The sequence below is a fragment of the Streptomyces sp. NPDC051677 genome (genome assembly GCF_044453465.1).
Classification (GTDB): Bacteria; Actinomycetota; Actinomycetes; order Streptomycetales; family Streptomycetaceae; genus Streptomyces.
The window spans coordinates 234,919-251,882 of the sequence record NZ_JBITCT010000006.1 but is presented as its reverse complement, the minus strand read 5'-3'; the positions used below and the strand labels follow the sequence as shown (position 1 = coordinate 251,882).

Below are 16,964 nucleotides of genomic sequence, written 5' to 3'. Positions count from 1 at the left end.
CGCCGTGCCGTCCGTGCCGGACGCAACGATCGTGGAGGACGCATGACCACCCTTGCCGATCCCGTCCCCGGCGGACGCCCGGGAGACGTCGAGCGGGCGAGCGCGCTGAGCGGCGAGCTGTCCGGCGCGGGCGTGCAGGGAGTCGTCCTGGCCTACGTCGACACGGCGGGCGCCGGCCGGGTGAAGACGGTCCCGACGGCCCGGCTGGCCTCGGCGGCGGCCTGGGGCGTCGGGATGTCCCCCGTGTTCGACACGTTCCTGGCGAACGACCACATCGTCGCCACCGACGTGCTGGGCTCCCCGGACGGCGACCTGCGCCTGTACCCGGACCTCGACGGGCTCGTGGTGCTGGCGGGACAGCCCGGCTGGGCTTGGGCGCCGGTCGACCGCGTCACGCAGGACGGCGAACGGCACCCGGGCTGCTCCCGCACCTTCCTGCGTCGCGTCGTCGCGGACGCGGCCCGCGCCCACGGTCTGGCCTTCAAGGCGGCGATCGAGATCGAGTGGGCGGTCGGCCTGGACTCGGCGCCCGCCGGGGAGTTCGTTCCGGCGACGTCCGGGCCCGCGTACAGCGCGATGCGGCAGGTGGAGCTGAGCGCTTACACCGCCGACCTGCTGGCCGCGTGCGCGGCGCAGGGCGTGGACGTCGACCAGGTCCATCCCGAGTACGCGCCCGGCCAGTTCGAGATCTCCGTGGGCGCCCTGGACCCGGTGGCGGCCGCCGACCGCAGCGTCCTCGTCCGCCAGACGATCCGCGCGGTGGCGCAGCGGCACGGTCTGCGGGTCTCCTTCTCCCCGGCGGTCCTCGCGCAGGGCGTCGGCAACGGCGGGCACGTCCACCTCTCGGCCTGGCGCGAGGGCACGAACCTGCATGCGGGCGGCGACCGGCGGTACGGCATGACAGCCGACGCGGAGGCGTTCGCGGCCGGTGTCCTCGCCCGCCTCCCGGCCCTCACGGCGGTGACCGCGCCGAGTCCGGCGAGCTATCTGCGCCTCAAACCCTCCCAGTGGGCGGGGGTGTTCACCGCCTGGGGTCTGGAGACCCGCGAGTGCGCGGTGCGTCTGGTGCGGGGTACGGCGGGGCGGCGCGCGGAGCAGGCGAACCTGGAGGTCAAGCCGGTCGACCTGGCCGCCAACCCGTATCTCGCCCTGGGCGCTCTGATCGCCGCCGGACTGGACGGGCTCGCGTCGGGGGCCGTCCTGCCGGAGGAGACAGCAGGTGATCCGGTGCGGCTCGACGCGGACGACGCCGCCGCCCGGGGCGTGCGCCGGCTGCCGACCTCGCTCGCCGGGGCGCTCGCCGCGTTCCGCGAGGACGAGGTGCTGCGGGCCGCGCTCGGCCCGGTCCTCGCCGACGCGGTGAGCGCCGTACGGCAGGGCGAGATCGACGCCGTCGAAGGGCTCGCCGACGAGCGGGTGGCCGCCGCGTACCGCTGGAGGTACTGAGATGCCCGGCGGACCGGTCCATGAGGCGCTCGCCGGGCTGGAGTTGGTGGACCACCACTGCCACGGCGTCGTCACCGACCCCCTGGACGGGCCGGGCTTCGAGGCTCTGCTCACCGAGGGCGACCCGTGGCCCGGCGTGTCGACCTTCGACACACCGGCGGGCGTGGCCGTACGCCGCCACTGCGCGCCCCTGCTCGACCTGGAGCGGCACGCACCGGCCGACGTCTATCTGGCCCGCCGCGCCGAGCTGGGTCCGCAGGAGGTGAACCGGCGGTTCCTCGCCGCGGCCCGGACCGGCGTGTTCTGCGTCGACACCGGGTTCGCCCCGCACCGCGTCACTTCGCCCGCCGAGCTGGCGGGGGCCGCCCGCGGGGCGGTCGCCCACGAGGTCGTCCGGCTGGAGTCCGTGGCGGAGGCGGTGGCCGCGCGAGGCGTCGAGGCCGGCGGGTACGCCGACGCGTTCCGGGCGGCGGCGCTGGACGCGGTACGGCGGCCGGGGGTGATCGCGGTGAAGTCGGTGGCCGCGTACCGCACGGGCTTCGACCTCGACCCGGCGCGGCCCTCGGACGCCGACGTCACCCGGGCGGCGCGGCGCTGGCTGGCGCGCGGCGGACGGCTGGCGGAGCCGGTGCTGGTCCGGCATCTGCTGTGGACCGGCGTCGATCTGGGGCTGCCGCTGCAACTGCACACCGGTTTCGGCGACAACGACATCCGGCTGCACCGGGTGGATCCGACGCGGCTCACGGACTGGCTGCACCTGACGGCGGGCACGATCCCGGTGCTGCTCCTGCACTGCTGGCCCTACCAGCGGCAGGCCGCCTACCTGGCCGCGGTGTTCGAGCAGGTGTACCTGGACGTGGGGCTCACGCTGCACCATGTGGGTCCGGCGCGAGCGCGGGCGGTCCTGGAGGAGGCGTTGGAGATCACACCGTTCCGCAAACTGCTGTACAGCTCCGACGCTTATGGTGTGGCGGAGTTCTATGCGCTCGGCGCGCTGGCGTTCCGCCGGGGACTGGGGGATCTGCTCCAGGACCGGGTGGACGCCGACGAGCTGGGCCTGCCCGACGCGCTGCGCCTGGCGCGCTGGGCCGGAGCGGACAACGCCCGCCGGGTCTACCGGCTTCCCGACGGACACTGAAAGTATGATCAAGCAATGTCTGACTTGACCGAAACCACGCCGGGTTGGCTGAGCTCCGACGAGCTCGAGATGGCGCGCGCCCGTATGCCGATCCTGTACGTCGAGGCGGTGCCCGTGCGCGTCGACGAAAGCGGCGAAGTCACCAGCATCGGCCTGCTGCTGCGGATCGGACCGGACGGCAATGTCAGCCGCACGCTGGTCTCCGGCCGGGTCCTGCACCACGAGCGCGTCCGGGACGCCCTGCTGCGCCACCTGGAGAAGGACCTCGGCCCGGTGGCCCTGCCCCGGGTACCGACCTCTCTGCAGCCGTTCACGGTGGCGGAGTACTTCCCCACGCAGGGCATCACCCCGTACCACGACCCCCGTCAGCACGCGGTGTCGCTGGCGTACATCGTGCCGGTGACCGGCGACTGCCGACCCCGGCAGGACGCCCTGGACCTGGTGTGGTTCGACCCGCAGGAGGCCGCCTCCCCGGCGGTGCAGAGCGAGATGCCGGGCGGGCACGGGTTCCTGCTGCGGCAGGCCCTGGCCCACGTCGGCCTCTCGGCCTCCTGAGCGGCATGGTTCCGGCTCAGCGAACACTGGTCGGGGCCGCCCGGAGCCGTCCCTGCACGCTGGTGGTGTGCAGGGGCTGCTGCTGCGGCGACGCACGCAAGCACCCCGGCTTCGACCACGACTGGCAGCTGGAGCGGCTGCGCGCCGCCGCGGCCGCTTCGGGCGGCGGCTTCGAGATCCGTACGACGGACTGCCTCGGCCCCTGCGACCAGGCGAACGTCATCGTCGTCCAGCCGTCGGCCACCGGCCGCCGGTCCGGCGGCCGGGCCACCTGGGTCGGCTTCGCCATGGACGACGACGGCACGGAGGAGATCCTGGCCTGGGCCGCGGCGGGCGGGCCGGGCGTCGCCCCGCCCCCCGTGGCGCTGGAGCTGCAGTTCATCGATCCGCCGAGGGACGCCCGGGTCCGCAGCCGTCGCTAGCAACTGCCGGGCGGGCAGCGCGGATTGGGCGCATGGATCTTGATGCCGTACGTTGAGCCGATGGGGGCGACGACACAGGAGCGGGTCGAGAAACGTTCCGGCGGGGCGGCACGCTCGTCGGTGCTGATGGCGCTGGGCACGGTGGTGTCGAGGGCGACCGGACTGATCCGGACGGTACTGCAGGGCGCCGCGCTGGGCACCGGTCTGCTGGCCAGTACGTACAACACGGCGAACACCGTGCCGACCAGCCTGTACACACTGCTCATCGGCGGCGCGCTGAACGCCGTGCTGGTGCCGCAGCTGGTGCGGGCGAGGGCCGCTCACGCGGACGGCGGGCGGGCGTACGAGCAGCGGCTCGTCGCCCTGGTCGTGTCCGTCCTCGCCGCGGGGACCGCGCTGGCGGTGTGGGCGGCCCCGCAGATCGTCGCGGTGTACATGCGCGACACCCCGGACACCCACGAGGCGTACCGGCTCACCGTGGTCTTCGCCCGCTTCCTGCTCCCGCAGATCTTCTTCTACGGCCTGTTCAACATCTACGGCCAAGTCCTCAACGCCCGCGAGCGGTTCGGCGCGATGATGTGGACGCCGGTCCTCAACAACGCCGTCCTGCTGGGCATGTTCGGCGCCTACCTCGGTCTGATGACCGTGCCGCAGCGGGTGGCGGACGTCACCGACGCCCAGGTCCGGCTGCTGGGCGTCGGCACGACCGCCGGCATCGCGGTGCAGGCGCTCGCGCTGGTCCCGTTCGCGCGGGCCGCCGGGTTCCGGTTCCGGCCGCGGTTCGACTGGCGCGGCTCGGGCCTGGGTTCCGGTGTGCACGCCGCCAAGTGGACGCTGCTGCTCGTGCTGACGAACCTCGTCTCGCTGACGGTGGTCACCAACTACGCCAACGCGGTCGACCAGAAGCTGCCGGACGCCGGCGCGGGCTACTCGGCGTACATGTACGCGCAGACCATCTGGATGCTGCCGCAGTCGGTGGTCACCGTCTCCCTGGTGACGGCGCTGCTGCCGCGCATGAGCCGCGCCGTGGCGGAGGGGCGGGTCGCGGACGTGCGCGCGGACCTCTCGCGCGGGCTGCGGGTGAGCGGGGTCGTCATCGTCCCGGCCGCGTTCCTGTTCCTGGCCCTCGGTCCGCGGATCTCGACCCTGTTGTTCGCGCACGGCGCGGCCGACGCGGCCTCCGCGCAGCCGCTCGGCCACATGCTCCAGGCGTTCGGGCTCGGCCTGATCCCGTTCTCCGCGCAGTACGTCCTCCTGCGCGGCTTCTACGCCTTCGAGGACACCCGCACCCCGTTCTTCATGGCGGTGTGGATCGCTGCGGTGAACATCGCCCTGGCCACCGCCTGTCATCTGCTGCTGCCCGACCGCTGGGCGGTGACCGGCATGGCCGGGTCGTACACCGTGTCCTACGTGGCGGGGCTGGCCCTCACCGCGCGGTTGCTGCGCAGGCGCACGGGCGGCCGACTGGACGAGGGGGCGCTACGGCGCACGTACACCAAGCTGCTGGCCGCGGCGGGCCTCGCCGCCACCGCGGGCTGGGCGGCCGACCGGGCGTGCGCGGCCTCGCTCGGCGACGGAACCCTGCCGACCGCGACCGCCCTCACGGCCGGCGCCCTCACCCTCGGCCTGGTCTACCTCGCTCTGGCCCGGCTGACGAAGGTCGACGAGCTGCGGGCGCTGAGCGGCCTGCGGGGTCCGCGGTGACGACCGGCTCGGGCTCGCCCGCCTCGGTGAGCAGGGCGGTCAGGGCAGCGCGGGCGCGGGCCACGCGTGAGCGGACGGTGCCGACCGGGCAGCCGGTCACCGCGGCGGCCTGCGCGTAAGGCAGGCCCAGCAGCTGGGTCAGCACGAACGCCTCCCGCCGGTCCTCGGGCAGCGCGGCCAGCAGCTCCAGCAGGACGACGCCGTCGTCGAAGCCGGGAAGGCCGCGCGGCTGGGCCAGCTCGACGGCCGTCTGCCAGTCGGCCGTGTCCGACAGGCGCGGCCGGGCGGCGGCGGACCGGTGGCTGTCGATCACCGCCCGGCGCGCGATGGACAGCAGCCACGCCCGTGCTGAGGAACGCCCCTCGAACCGGTGCAGTCCGCTCAGCGCCCGCAGGAACGTGTCCTGCGCCAGATCGTCCGCCGCCTGTGGATCGGCGCCGAGGTGGGTGACGTAGCGCACCACGTCACGGTGCAGGGCGCGCACGAACCCCTCGACGGCCGCCGTGTCGCCGCTCCGCGCGGCCAGCGCCAGCTCGGTCGTCGACTCGTCGGCCGGCGCCGCGTGGCCGGCCCGCTTCGCGCGCGACGCGCCGTGCGATGTCCGGTGCCTCTCGGCCTTGGCGCTGTCGTGGAGCCTGCGGTGCCGGTCGGCCTTGTCGTGCCCTGCGGTCATAGTGCCTGATCATGGCAGCGCGGCCGGGCGGGTCGGGCGGGGCCGGGCGAATCCACAGGCCGGCGGGCCGACTCACAGCGAGGCCGGCTCCGTGTACTGATCGTTCAACGGCGCTCACGCGGTCCGGGTTCGTCCATCCGCTCGCCCTCCGCCTGGGACGGCTCGGTTCGGGGGACGTCCGGGTGCTGCTCCACGGCCGCGCGCTCGGCCGGTTCGTCGCGCTCGCCCTCGGCCTGGGAGGGTGTGTGCGAGTACAGCCAGCGGTCGTAGTCCGAGGCTCCGGTCTTCACGGCAGGCCTCCCTTGGTCGCTCTCCTCCCATACTCCTCCTGGGGGCGCGGCGGGGCCAGAGCGGCTGGAGGGGGGCGCCGCAGGACATCCCCGTGGTGGGCCGCTGGGAGAGCCGTTCGATGTCGTGGCCTGTGACGATCCCGCAGAGGCGGCCGGCGTCCAGGACCAGGATGGGCAGCCCGCCCCCGGCGCCGAGACGCTCCAGGACGGCGGTCAGCAGCTCGTCCGGTGCGGCGAGCGTGCACCGCGACAGCGGGGTCGCCGCGTCCCGTACCCGGACCTCCTCCCGCCGCCAGGACGGCACGGCGGCCAGCCTGCGCAGCTGCACGACACCGCTGGGACGGCCCTCGAAGTCCACCAACGCCAGCACCGAATGCCCCGCCCGAGCGGCGACGTCGGCCAGGAAACGGTCCACGGTCAGCCAGTCGGGACCGGCCACGGCCGGGCTGGTCATCGCCTCCGCCACCCGCACGCCGCGCAGGGCCGTGGCCAGCTGGGCCCACCGTCGCTCGGCCGCGGCGACGCCCGCCACGAACAGGCCGACCAGCATCAGCCACAATCCGCCCGGCACTCCCCTGACGAACACCAGCCAGCCCAGCACGCCCAGCGCCACACCGACGAACTGTCCGCTGCGCCCGGCCGCCCGCTGGGCCCGTTCACGGTCTCCGGTACGCCACCACCACACGGCCTGGAGCACCCGCCCCCCGTCCAGCGGCGCGGCCGGCAACAGGTTGAACACGCCCAGCAGCAGGTTCATCGCGCCCAGCCAGCCCAGTACGGCGACCGGCATCCGCCACCCCAGCACCGCGTGCACTCCCACCGCGGCCCCGACGGCGGCCCCGCCCAGCAGCAGACTGGCGAGGGGTCCGCTGACGGCGACCGCGAACGCCGCCCGCGCCGTCGCCGGCCGGTCCATCCGGGTCATGCCGCCGAGCGCCCACAACGTCATGTCCCGCACGGAGATCCCGGACCTGCGGGCCATGAGGGCATGCGCCGCCTCATGCACCACCAGGCTCACCAGCAACAGCAGCGCCCCGACCACTCCGGCGGCCGCATACGCCACGGGGGCCCCTCCGGGCGCGTACGCGGGCAGCGTCCGGGCGGCCAGGTCGTAGGCGAGCAGAAGCATGATCAATGGCACGCTCCAGTGCGCCCGCAGCACCACACCGCGCACGCTCCCGATCCGGGTCGAACCCTTCATCGCCCTCACCGCCGACAGGGCACACGTCGCGCGCCACCCGACCGCGCTCCGGGCTCTCTTCCATGGTCCGCCCGGTACCGCGCAGGCGGAAGCGGTCATCGGCACCTACGGTGGTCTGGCAAGGGCAGGAAGCCGAACGGACACCGAGGAGGAGCCGCGATGGATGAGCAGTTCGTCTGGGTGACTGCGCGCCGCCTCAGGCCGGGCACGTCGGAGGAGTTCGAGCGGGCATGGCGTCCCTCCCCCTACCCGGAGGGTCTGCGCCGCGCCTTCGCGTACTGGTCCGAGGACGGGCAGGAGATCACCGGGGTGTCGTTCTGGGACTCGAAGGAGGCCTGCGACGCCTGGCGGACGTCCGAGCCGGAAGCGCAGCGACGTGCGGCGATGGCCCCGTACGTCGTCGAGGAGCGGGAAAGCTTCTACCGCGGCCGTGAACTCGCCGTCCCCCGGCGTTAGCCGGTCGAGGCATGAGCGAGATCGTCGTCGTGTACGAACTCGACAAGCCGATCGCCGGGGACTCCCCGGGGACGGCGGCTGAGGCACGGCCCGTCCGCAGGGTGCACGCGGCGCCCTCGGCCCCGGGGGCGCCCTCGGCGACGGGACCGCGGACCCTCTGCGGAAAGGACACCTTCGCCATGGAGACGGCCTCCCGACAGCCCGCCGAGCACCCGACGGCGAGCTGGTACCCCCCGGAGTACGCGTCGGTGGTCTGCTCCGACTGCGATGCCGTGATCAAGACCTGACGACCTGCCTGACGACCTGACGACCTGCCTGACGGCCGAGGAACCCGTCAGGTCGTCAGGTCGTCAGGTCGTCGGGCGAGGTCAGTTGATGCGGACGATCTTCCGCGAAGCGACCGGTCCCGCATCGAGGGACCGACGTGGCGCGATTCGGTTCCGCCGGGGGTGGGCACGGCAAAGCCTTCGCGCCGCGGTCAGGCTTGCGCGAAGGCTCCGAGGGCAAAAACAGTCCCCGGTAGTGCTGCGCGTGTCTTGAAGCCTCAGTCGTCACTGTTGCCTCGGTGTCGCGCCGGCTTGCCGGGGGCCTGAACCACATCCTGTCCAAGACACTCCACCGACTAGACGTCCTCGTCGACTTTGTGGCTCTTTCGGTGTTGTGGTCTAGTAGCCATGTTGCACAGGAAATGTATCAAGTCAATAGCTTTTGGGAAAAATCTTCCATATCCAGTGGGTGAGGGTGGTGGCGGGCGGATCCACCTGGGGAGATGAGCGGCCGTGTCCGCCTGCTACGGTGCGCCGATGCCAGCGATCAAGAAGTTCCAAGTCACCTTTGACTGCGCAGAACCTGAGCGTCTCGCTCGCTTCTGGTGCCAGGTGTTGGGGTATGTCATACCGCCGCCACCGGAGGGGTTTGCCACTTGGGACGAATTCAAGCGTTCGCAGCCACCTGAGCAGCGGGATTCATGGTTCGCCTGCATGGATCCCTCAGGCGTCGGCCCACGCCTGTACTTCCAGCGCGTCCCTGAGGGGAAGGCCGTCAAGAACCGGGTGCATCTTGATGTGCGGGTCGGCACCGGACTCGTGGGCAAGGAGCGCCTCGCCGCACTTGAGGCCGAATGCGCGCGACTGGTCCCCCTCGGTGCGGTGCACGTGCAAACGCTGTATGACGGCAACGATGCGTGCATCCCGATGCTGGACATCGAGGGCAACGAGTTCTGTATCGACTGAGCATTCTCCGAGCCGGGGTGGCGGGGAGCCGCTCGTTGCGAGGGCAACGGGTTCGCCGGTGGCCGGCGCGCAAACGAGCTCAGTCCTGCCCGGTGCCGTCGAGTTGGAAGTGCCAGATGACCACGATCGGGGACTCGTCCAAGGCTGCGGCCGACGCTTCCGGGCACCAGTGCAACAGGTCCCAGGACATGTGGGTCGGGAGTGGGTCCGGGGCGGTGTCGGAGTCGAGGGAGTGGCGCGGGCGGCGGGGTTCCTCGCAGTGCCGGACCTGGAAGCCCAGTGGGAGGGCTGCGGCGAGGTAGGCGCTGAGCGGGCGGTGGTATTCGGTGAGGAGGGACGGGCAGCCGTCCGGGCCAGGACGGCGGGCCAGGGTCGGCCGGAGGTAGGACACCAGCAGGTGGGCATCCGAGATCACAAGGTTCCCGCCAGGGCGCAGCACACGCGCGAACTCGGCCAGCACCGCGGCCAGATCGGGGACGTGAGTCAGGGCGAGCGTGCAGACGACGGTGTCGACCGCGTTGTCGGGAAGCGGCAACCGGTGCAGCTCGGCCTCGTGAAAGTCGACATCTGGCAGGGCCTTGCGGGCCTGGGCGAGCATGTCGGGCGAAGCGTCGACGCCGATCACATCATGGCCTAGTTCATGCAGGTAGATGGTGTGGCGGCCGGTCCCGCAGGCCGCGTCCAACGCCGCGCCGACGGGCAGGCTGTCCAGGATGCGCCGGACAACCGGCTGCTCGACGTCGATCATCTCGTTGCCGGGGGCGTCATAGTGCGGAGCCCACTCCTGGTAGACGTCGGCCGCGCTGATCGTGCCCGGACTCGCCGTGACTCCCTCGGCATGCGCGAGGGCGGGCACATCCAGCAGGGTGCGGATCTCTGCGATCCGGGCCGCGACGAACGCCCGGTCGGCCCTCCCCTCCCTGATGCCACGCAGCAAAGCAGCGCCCTCGATGCCCAGCAGATAGCCCAGGGGGCTCAGATAGGTCATCCCACGGATGGTAGGGACTCATGCTCCGGCGGCTCCACCGGTTAGTTCGTGTCGATGGCACTCCCCGGCGACGGCGATGTGGCTCCTGCCCCCTCAACCCGGCGACAGGCCGGCGCGTGGGGACGATGAGTTTGCCGGTTGCCTGAAGTCTTCCTTGTGACAAGCCGGCCCCGTCGGCGGATCCGGGAACGCCGGATCCCGGTGTCATGGAGGAGAGAGGGAGGCCAGGATGAACAATCCGATTCGGCTGTACATGTCGATGTCGCTCGACGGCTGTATCGCTGGTCCGGACGATCGGCCAGGGCAGGAGCTCGGACGCAACGGCGGACGGCTCTTCAACTGGCTCGACGACCGGGAGACCGACGGCCCGAGCGGCCAGGTCTACCGCGAAGCGCTGGCGACCGGCGCGGTGATCTCCGGCCGTCGGACCTTCGAACTCGCCGGGCGCTGGCAGGGCGATCACCACGACGGCGTGCCGATCTTCGTACTCACCCACCAGGTGGATGAAGGAAACGTGCCACCCGGCCACGCGCGTTTCGTCACCGATGTCGAGGACTGCGCCCGTCAGGCTCGCGCAGCCGCAGGGGACCGGCCGGTCATGGTCCATGGGGCGGGGGCGGCCCAGGCACTTCTCCGAGCCGGGCAGGTGGACGAGATGGAGATCCACCTGGTTCCGGTCCTCCTCGGGGAGGGGCGACGGCTGTTCGAACACCTGGGTAGCGATCACATCGAACTCGACCTCGTCCGACGGCTCGAGGATCGAGACGTGACGCATCTCCGCTACCGGGTGCATGGCCGCGAGGAGGACGCGTGAAGACGCTCTTCGTCGCCTACCGCGTCACCGACCTGGATCGCTCGCTCGGCTTCTACACCGCCTTGGGTTACGCCGAACTGGGCAGGGTCGAGGTCGGCGACGGGGCTCGCCTCGTGATCCTCAAGTTTCCCGACGAACCGGCGGCCTCGCTCGAACTGGTCCACCGCCCCGGCGACGGACCGGTCGACGTGGGCAGCGGTTTCGATCACCTCGCGATCCAGGTGGACACACTGGCCACCACGCTGGAGACGCTGACCGAAGCCGGCCTGAGGCCCGAGCCCCTCCAGTTCCCGGGCGGCCCTCACGGCCCGAAGACGTCGTGGCTCACGGACCCGGATGGTTACCGGATCGAGTTGGTGGAGTGGCCGCCCGGACATCCCCACGGCCTCACCGCAGCGGACTTCGCCTGAGGCGGCCACGGTCTGCGGAGCGACGAATCGGTCTTGACGATTACTCCAGCCAGTCCCCCGGCGTCGGACAAGAGGCGCTCGGCCTCGGATTGCCGCCCAGCGGCCAGGAGCAGTTCGGCCTACACCGCGCGGGGGTCTGGATGAGGATGCCCACCACGAGATCGTGAAGTCAGAACGGAAGGCGCCTGTAGCGGCGCTCGGGTGGGCGAGACCGGTCCAGCGCCGTCAGCCGAGGGCGTCGAGCAACTCGCGCTCGCGCTGCGCGCTGAGGCCTGCGCGCCTTTCCCGGTCCAGCCCCTGCTCGCGTTCCCAGCGCAGCGTGTCGGCCAGCATCTCCGCCGGGGGCCGGTGGCGCAGCCCCGCGGCGCGCGCCGCGGACCCGTCCCGGGCCGACCACCCTTCCCAGCCCGGCTCGACCAGCCACATCGCCAGCGATTCGGACCCCATGTACTGGGCCACGCCGTTGGCGAGCAGCCACGCCGATTCGGCGGTGACGACCGGACCGGTGTGCCCGCCGGCGGCGCGGGACAGCTCGATCCACTCTTCGAACGGAACGACCGGGCCGACGGCGTTGTAGGTGCCGGTGGTTCCCGTCTCCGCGGAGTCGAGCAGCCAGGAGGTGAGGTCCCGCACGTCGACCACCTGGGTGGGCATGGCCGGTGTGTCCGGGACCAGCATCGGCCCTCGCGGATCGCGTGCGGCGCGGGCGACCCAGTAGCCGGAACGCCCGCTGTGATCGCCCGGGCCGCCGATGAGCCCGGCTCGTGCGATGAGGAGTCGGTCGCCCACAGCGGCCGTCGACGCCTGCTCACAGGCGACCTTCGCCTCGCCGTACGACTCGCGGTCGGCCTCGCTCCGGTCGGTCGGGGCGAGCAGGGCCGCGGACTCGTCGGCCCCCAGCGTGGCGTGGGAGGCGTAGGCGTTGCCGGACGAGACATACACCCAGTGCCCGGCCTTGCTGCCCAGCACGTCGAGCGCTCCGCGAACGAAGCCCGGCTGCCACGACACCTCGACGACCGCGTCCCAGATCCGGTCGAGCAGGGGCTCGTACGCCGACGGATCACGCCGGTCGGCGGCGACCAGTGTCGCTCCGTCCGCGACTTCTCCGCTCTCGCCACGCGCGAGGCACGTCACCCGATGGCCGCGTTCGATCGCCTGCCGCGACAACTCCCGAGCCACCCATGCCGTTCCGCCCAGAACCAGGATCTCCATGCCGACACACAAGCACCAGGACCACCGCCCAGCCAGGCGGATTCGCTGACAGCAGATGATCGGCCGTCAGGTCGGTCTCAGCCCTCGGGCATGAGGCTGCGGAATCCGAGGGCGGAGCCGCCGAGGTGTTCGAGCCGTCCGTTGACGGCCTCGGTCGGTCCGTTGACGGCCTCGGTCGGTCCGTTGGACGTGCCCAGGCGTTCGAAGTAGGCCAGCACGTCGGCGGCTCGCTTCTTCAGCGTCCAGCCGAGCGTGACGATCTCGTCGGACACGTCGGCGGCATCGGTCGAGTGCGTCGCCGGGCAGGCGCACGACGTGGAATGGGTCCCTGCCCGCGACCGCGTCGAGCAGTTCCTCGCCGGCGGTCTTCGCGTTCGGCGAGCCAGCCAGCCCCTGAAAGCCTGCTGGGAGCGGCCCTCGACCATGTCGAGCAGTCGGCCGGTCCCCACCTGGTCCCCGAGAATGATCAAGGGCCGGTTTCGGATTCCTCCGAAACCGGCCCTGACCTGCGACTCGTACGAGTCGGGACGACAGGATTTGAACCTGCGACCCCTTGACCCCCAGTCAAGTGCGCTACCAAGCTGCGCCACGTCCCGTTGCCCGTCTGACCTGGGGTTTCCCCTGGCCGAACGCGCATGGAAACAATACCGCACTCGGGTCGGTGGTCGCGCACCCGTTTCTCTCGCCCCGGCCGCCGGGGCGCCCTCAGTCCCCCTTGGCCACCCCCAGGTCCGGATACGCCTCCAGCAGTCGCTGCGGGGCCGCCTGCCGCCAGGAGTCGGCGAGGATGTCCCGAAGCTCGTTCTCGTCCTCGAGGGCGGCCAGCCGGGCGCGCACCCAGGCGAACTGGGCCTCGTGGTCGGCGATCCAGAACTTCCGGGGCTCGGCGAGCACCAGTTCGTCGCGCTCCTCCTTGGGGCAGCGCACGGCGAGGGAGGTCTCCTCCTCGGGCAGCGTGGCGAACATCTTGCCCGCGACCCGGAAGGTGGGCATGCTCCAGGCGATCTTCTCCGCGGTGTCCGGCAGGGACAGGGCGATACGGCGTACGTCTTCGGCGTCCGGCATGCTTCGCACCGTAGCGGCTGCCACTGACAGTCACCTGAGGGCGACGTGTTTGTAGTAGAGGGTGGTCGGGCGGAGGACCCCGGCGGGGTCGGCGGCGTAGTCGGGGATCACGCCGGCCCTGGTCCAGCCGGCGGTGCGGTAGAGGTGTTCGGCGGGGCTGTCGGTCTCGGTGTCCAGGTGCAGCAGGGTGACGCCGGCCGCGGCTGCGGCCTCCTCGGCGGTGGTCAGGAGGGTGCGGCCGAGGCCCTTTCCACGGGCGCACGGGTGCACCATCAGCTTGACGAGTTCGGCGCGGTGGCGGCTGTTGGGCTTGTCCGGGAAGGCCAGGCTGACGGTGCCGAGGACACGGCCGCCGTCCCGGGCCGCCCAGACCGCGAGCCGTCCGGCGGCCACGCCCTGTGCGCGCTCGCGCCACCAGGCGACGGCCTCGGTCCCATCGAGCGGACGCAGGAAGCCGACCGAGGCGCCGCCGTCCACCGTGGCGATCAGCAGGTCGGCCAACTCCTCGACGTGGTTGAGGAGTTGGGGTGGGTCGAGGCGGACCGCGGTCACGGCAGCACCACCGCCAGCACGTAGCGCACGGCATCGGGGCCGGAGCACCGGAACCGCGTCGGCCCCCACACCCGCAGCCGCAGACAGTCGCCCGCGTCGAGGTGGTGTCCGACGTCCTGGGCGGTCACGTCGAGCGCCCCTTCGAGGACCCAGATGTGCTGTTCCAGTCCGGGTACGGGCGGCCGGTCGTACGCGATGTCGGCGCCGGGCCGCAGCCGGCCCTCGACGAGTTCGCCGCGCAGTCCGGTGTGCGGCGGCGAGACGGAGCGTCGCAGGAAACCGGAGGTCCGGTCCTGCCACACCTGCTGGTCGGCCGCCCGGACCAGCAGCGCGGGCTCCGCCTCGACCTCGCTGAGCAGCTGGGACATGGTCCGTCCGTACACGCCGCACAGGCGGTTGAGGAGCGAGGCCGTGGGGCTGGTCTCGGCGCGTTCGGCCCGGGAGAGGGTCGACCGGCTCACCCCGCTGCGCTCGGCCAACTCCCCCAGGGACCAGCCGCGTTCGGCCCGCAGCTCGGCCAGCCGGGCGCCGAGCCGGGCGTCGACAGGGTCCGGGGCGACCCCGGCGTCATCCAGTTTCATATACGGGAAGGTATCCCATATATGAAACATCCAGGTTACGGGCCGGGTGACGTCCGGGACACCTCTTCCAGCGCTTCCAGCACCGGGCGGATCAACGGGTGCTCCTCCGCGCCCCGCCGTACGGCCGCGAAGACCCGGCGGGTGGGCGCCACCCCGTCGACGGGCCGTACCACCACTCCGGTCAGGTCCATGCCGCGCAGCGCCGAGCGGGGCACCAGGGCCACGCCCACGTCGGCCGACGCAAGAGCCACCACCGCGCGGAAGTCGTCGGAGGAGTGTTCGAGGCGGGGCTGGAATCCGGCGTTCTCGCAGGCCAGGACGACCACCTCGTGGCAGGGGTTGCCGGGGTACGGGCCGATCCACGCGTCCTTGGCCAGCTCCGCGAGGGGGACCTCGGCGGCGTCGGCCAGGCGGTGGGCGACCGGGACGACCGCGTCGAAGGGCTCGGCGTACAGCGGGACATGGGTCAGGCGCGGATCGTCGGCGGGCGGGGCCCCGCGGTACTCGACCGCGACCGCGACGTCCACCTGCCGGTCGAGCACCATCGGCAGACTGGCGTCGCCCTCGGCGTCCTGGACGCGGATCCGTATCCCCGGGGCGGCGCCCGCGAGGCGGGCCACGGCGGGCGCGACGACCTGGGCGATGCCGGTCGCGAAGGCGGCCACCGTCACCGTGCCGGCCGCGCCCGAGCTGTACGCGGCGAGTTCCGCCTCGGCCCGCTCCAGCTGGGCCAGGACGGCGTTGGTGTGCCCGAGGAGGATCTCGCCGGCCGGGGTGAGCCGGACGCCCTTGGCGCTGCGCTCGACCAGGCGGTGACCGGTCTCCTGCTCCAGGGCCGTCAGCTGCTGGGAGACCGCCGACGGGGTGAGGTACAGCGCGGCGGCAGCCGCGGTCACCGTGCGATGGTCAGCCACCGCACGGAGGATGTGGAGCCGCCGCGCTTCGATCACAGGATCGATTATCGCAATATGTCCGGGCCGCCCGGTCCGCCCCGTCCGCTCAGCCCGCCAGCTCCGCCCGGGCCGCGACGAAGGCGTCCACGGCCCGGTTCACGTCCGCCGTGGAGTGCGCGGCGGACAGCTGGACGCGGATGCGTGCCCGGCCCTGCGGGACGACCGGGTAGGAGAAGCCGATCACGTACACCCCGCGCTCCAGCAGCAGCTCGGCCATCCGGCCCGCCTGCGCCGCGTCCCCGATCATCACGGGGGCGATGGCGTGGTCGCCGGGGAGGATGTCGAAGCCCTCCTCGGTCATCCGGCGGCGGAAGAGGGCGGTGTTCGACGCCAGCTTCTCCCGCAGGTCCCCGGCCGACTCCAGCAGGTCCAGGACCTTGAGGGAGGCGGCGGCGATGACCGGGGCGAGGGTGTTGGAGAACAGGTACGGGCGGGAGCGCTGGCGCAGCAGCGCCACGATCTCGGCGCGGGCGGCGACGTAACCGCCGGACGCGCCGCCGAGCGCCTTGCCCAGCGTGCCGGTGATGATGTCGACGCGGTCCATGACGCCGTGCAGCTCGGGGGTGCCGCGGCCGCCGGGGCCGACGAAGCCGACGGCATGCGAGTCGTCGACCATGACCATCGCGTCGTAGCGGTCGGCGAGGTCGCAGATCTCCGCCAGGGGCGCCACATAGCCGTCCATGGAGAAGACGCCGTCGGTGACGATCAGCCGGCGGCGCGCGTCGGACGCGTCCTTCAACTGCCGCTCCAGGTCCGCCAGATCACGGTTGTCGTAGCGGAGGCGGCGGGCTTTGGACAGGCGGATGCCGTCGATGATGGAGGCATGGTTGAGGGCGTCGGAGATCACCGCGTCCTCGGGGCCGAGGAGGGTCTCGAAGACACCGCCGTTGGCGTCGAAGCAGGAGGAGTACAGGATCGTGTCCTCCTGGCCGAGGAAGGCCGACAGCCGGGCCTCCAGCTCCTTGTGGACCTCCTGCGTGCCGCAGATGAAGCGCACGGACGCCATGCCGTAGCCCCAGCGGTCGAGGGCCTCGTGGGCGGCGGCGATCACCTCGGGGTGGTCGGCGAGGCCGAGGTAGTTGTTGGCGCAGAAGTTGAGGACCTCGCCGGGCCGGCCGCCCGCGGTGACGTTGACGGTCGCGGACTGCGGGCTGCCGATGACCCGCTCGGGCTTGTGCAGACCGGCGGCGCGGATCTCGTCGAGGGCGGCGCGCAGGTCGTCGCGCACGGAGTCGAACATCTCAAAGCTCCTAGAAAAGCAGAGGACTTACG

The 16,964-nt window shown here is 72.1% G+C and carries 20 protein-coding genes, 1 tRNA gene and 1 pseudogene; 10 read left to right on the top strand and 12 right to left on the bottom strand.

What is annotated here, in order from left to right:
- Nucleotides 1-42: 42 nt before the first annotated feature.
- The 5 genes from ACIBAF_RS09700 to murJ are packed head-to-tail and all read left to right on the top strand — an operon-like array spanning nucleotide 43 to nucleotide 5,265.
- Entirely contained in the window at nucleotides 43-1,446 is a 1,404-nt protein-coding gene (locus tag ACIBAF_RS09700) for a glutamine synthetase family protein (protein WP_399462605.1), read from the top strand.
- 1 nt (nucleotide 1,447) lies between these two features.
- The gene (locus ACIBAF_RS09695; protein WP_399462603.1) at nucleotides 1,448-2,584 is read left to right on the top strand and encodes an amidohydrolase family protein; all 1,137 of its coding nucleotides are present in this window, start codon (nucleotides 1,448-1,450) and stop codon (nucleotides 2,582-2,584) included.
- Between the two features lie 15 nt (nucleotides 2,585-2,599).
- Nucleotides 2,600-3,139, top strand: a complete 540-nt coding sequence (locus tag ACIBAF_RS09690; RefSeq protein ID WP_319672363.1) for an NUDIX hydrolase family protein — start codon at nucleotides 2,600-2,602, stop codon at nucleotides 3,137-3,139.
- Nucleotides 3,140-3,144: 5 nt separating this feature from the next.
- The gene (locus ACIBAF_RS09685; protein WP_399462602.1) at nucleotides 3,145-3,561 is read left to right on the top strand and encodes a (2Fe-2S) ferredoxin domain-containing protein; all 417 of its coding nucleotides are present in this window, start codon (nucleotides 3,145-3,147) and stop codon (nucleotides 3,559-3,561) included.
- A gap of 60 nt (nucleotides 3,562-3,621) precedes the next feature.
- Nucleotides 3,622-5,265, top strand: coding sequence for a murein biosynthesis integral membrane protein MurJ (gene murJ / locus ACIBAF_RS09680; RefSeq protein WP_399462601.1), 1,644 nt, complete (start codon nucleotides 3,622-3,624; stop codon nucleotides 5,263-5,265).
- Here the strand turns inward: murJ and ACIBAF_RS09675 are convergent.
- The 3 genes and pseudogenes from ACIBAF_RS09675 to ACIBAF_RS09665 form a co-directional block, all read right to left on the bottom strand.
- On the bottom strand, nucleotides 5,177-5,938 hold the full coding sequence (locus ACIBAF_RS09675) for a sigma-70 family RNA polymerase sigma factor (RefSeq protein WP_399462600.1): 762 nt from the start codon (nucleotides 5,936-5,938) through the stop codon (nucleotides 5,177-5,179). The two genes, murJ and ACIBAF_RS09675, sit on opposite strands and share 89 nt — an antisense overlap.
- Before the next feature lie 104 nt (nucleotides 5,939-6,042).
- A complete protein-coding gene (locus tag ACIBAF_RS09670) occupies nucleotides 6,043-6,228 on the bottom strand; it encodes a hypothetical protein (RefSeq protein ID WP_399462599.1) in 186 nt (61 codons plus the stop codon).
- A gap of 628 nt (nucleotides 6,229-6,856) precedes the next feature.
- Nucleotides 6,857-7,357: pseudogene (locus ACIBAF_RS09665) on the bottom strand (site-2 protease family protein); the annotation flags it as partial.
- A 231-nt stretch (nucleotides 7,358-7,588) separates the two neighbouring features.
- Between ACIBAF_RS09665 and ACIBAF_RS09660 the strand changes: the two are divergent.
- The 3 genes from ACIBAF_RS09660 to ACIBAF_RS09650 all read left to right on the top strand — a co-directional run bounded on the left by ACIBAF_RS09660 (nucleotide 7,589) and on the right by ACIBAF_RS09650 (nucleotide 9,117).
- Entirely contained in the window at nucleotides 7,589-7,885 is a 297-nt protein-coding gene (locus ACIBAF_RS09660; protein ID WP_399462598.1) for a hypothetical protein, read from the top strand.
- A gap of 11 nt (nucleotides 7,886-7,896) precedes the next feature.
- Complete coding sequence (locus ACIBAF_RS09655) at nucleotides 7,897-8,172, top strand: hypothetical protein (protein ID WP_399462597.1); 276 nt, start codon at nucleotides 7,897-7,899, stop codon at nucleotides 8,170-8,172.
- Nucleotides 8,173-8,688: 516 nt separating this feature from the next.
- Nucleotides 8,689-9,117 (top strand): VOC family protein, encoded by a 429-nt coding sequence (locus ACIBAF_RS09650; RefSeq protein ID WP_399462596.1) that lies wholly within the window; start codon nucleotides 8,689-8,691, stop codon nucleotides 9,115-9,117.
- Nucleotides 9,118-9,196: 79 nt separating this feature from the next.
- Here ACIBAF_RS09650 and ACIBAF_RS09645 read toward each other — a convergent pair whose 3' ends face one another.
- The gene (locus ACIBAF_RS09645; RefSeq protein WP_399462595.1) at nucleotides 9,197-10,105 is read right to left on the bottom strand and encodes a class I SAM-dependent methyltransferase; all 909 of its coding nucleotides are present in this window, start codon (nucleotides 10,103-10,105) and stop codon (nucleotides 9,197-9,199) included.
- A 229-nt stretch (nucleotides 10,106-10,334) separates the two neighbouring features.
- Between ACIBAF_RS09645 and ACIBAF_RS09640 the strand changes: the two genes are divergently transcribed.
- Together ACIBAF_RS09640 and ACIBAF_RS09635 are read left to right on the top strand one after the other, a co-directional pair.
- Nucleotides 10,335-10,919 (top strand): dihydrofolate reductase family protein, encoded by a 585-nt coding sequence (locus ACIBAF_RS09640; RefSeq protein WP_399462594.1) that lies wholly within the window; start codon nucleotides 10,335-10,337, stop codon nucleotides 10,917-10,919.
- Nucleotides 10,916-11,329: a VOC family protein gene (locus tag ACIBAF_RS09635; RefSeq protein WP_399462593.1), complete on the top strand. Its 414-nt coding sequence runs from the start codon at nucleotides 10,916-10,918 to the stop codon at nucleotides 11,327-11,329. The genes ACIBAF_RS09640 and ACIBAF_RS09635 overlap by 4 nt, the downstream gene beginning before the upstream one ends.
- Before the next feature lie 225 nt (nucleotides 11,330-11,554).
- Here ACIBAF_RS09635 and ACIBAF_RS09630 read toward each other — a convergent pair whose 3' ends face one another.
- From ACIBAF_RS09630 to ACIBAF_RS09595, 8 genes are all read right to left on the bottom strand, one after another.
- Nucleotides 11,555-12,541, bottom strand: coding sequence for an NAD-dependent epimerase/dehydratase family protein (locus ACIBAF_RS09630; RefSeq protein WP_399462592.1), 987 nt, complete (start codon nucleotides 12,539-12,541; stop codon nucleotides 11,555-11,557).
- A gap of 66 nt (nucleotides 12,542-12,607) precedes the next feature.
- On the bottom strand, nucleotides 12,608-12,853 hold the full coding sequence (locus tag ACIBAF_RS09625; RefSeq protein WP_399462591.1) for a hypothetical protein: 246 nt from the start codon (nucleotides 12,851-12,853) through the stop codon (nucleotides 12,608-12,610).
- 210 nt (nucleotides 12,854-13,063) lie between these two features.
- Nucleotides 13,064-13,137 (bottom strand) — tRNA-Pro (locus tag ACIBAF_RS09620).
- 109 nt (nucleotides 13,138-13,246) lie between these two features.
- Complete coding sequence (locus tag ACIBAF_RS09615) at nucleotides 13,247-13,606, bottom strand: MmcQ/YjbR family DNA-binding protein (RefSeq protein WP_399462590.1); 360 nt, start codon at nucleotides 13,604-13,606, stop codon at nucleotides 13,247-13,249.
- Nucleotides 13,607-13,636: 30 nt separating this feature from the next.
- On the bottom strand, nucleotides 13,637-14,158 hold the full coding sequence (locus ACIBAF_RS09610; RefSeq protein WP_399462589.1) for a GNAT family N-acetyltransferase: 522 nt from the start codon (nucleotides 14,156-14,158) through the stop codon (nucleotides 13,637-13,639).
- Nucleotides 14,155-14,739, bottom strand: a complete 585-nt coding sequence (locus ACIBAF_RS09605; protein WP_399462588.1) for a helix-turn-helix domain-containing protein — start codon at nucleotides 14,737-14,739, stop codon at nucleotides 14,155-14,157. The genes ACIBAF_RS09610 and ACIBAF_RS09605 overlap by 4 nt, the downstream gene beginning before the upstream one ends.
- 35 nt (nucleotides 14,740-14,774) lie before the next feature.
- Entirely contained in the window at nucleotides 14,775-15,689 is a 915-nt protein-coding gene (locus ACIBAF_RS09600) for a LysR family transcriptional regulator (protein ID WP_399462587.1), read from the bottom strand.
- Between the two features lie 49 nt (nucleotides 15,690-15,738).
- Complete coding sequence (locus tag ACIBAF_RS09595) at nucleotides 15,739-16,932, bottom strand: glycine C-acetyltransferase (RefSeq protein ID WP_399462586.1); 1,194 nt, start codon at nucleotides 16,930-16,932, stop codon at nucleotides 15,739-15,741.
- Nucleotides 16,933-16,964: the final 32 nt, after the last annotated feature.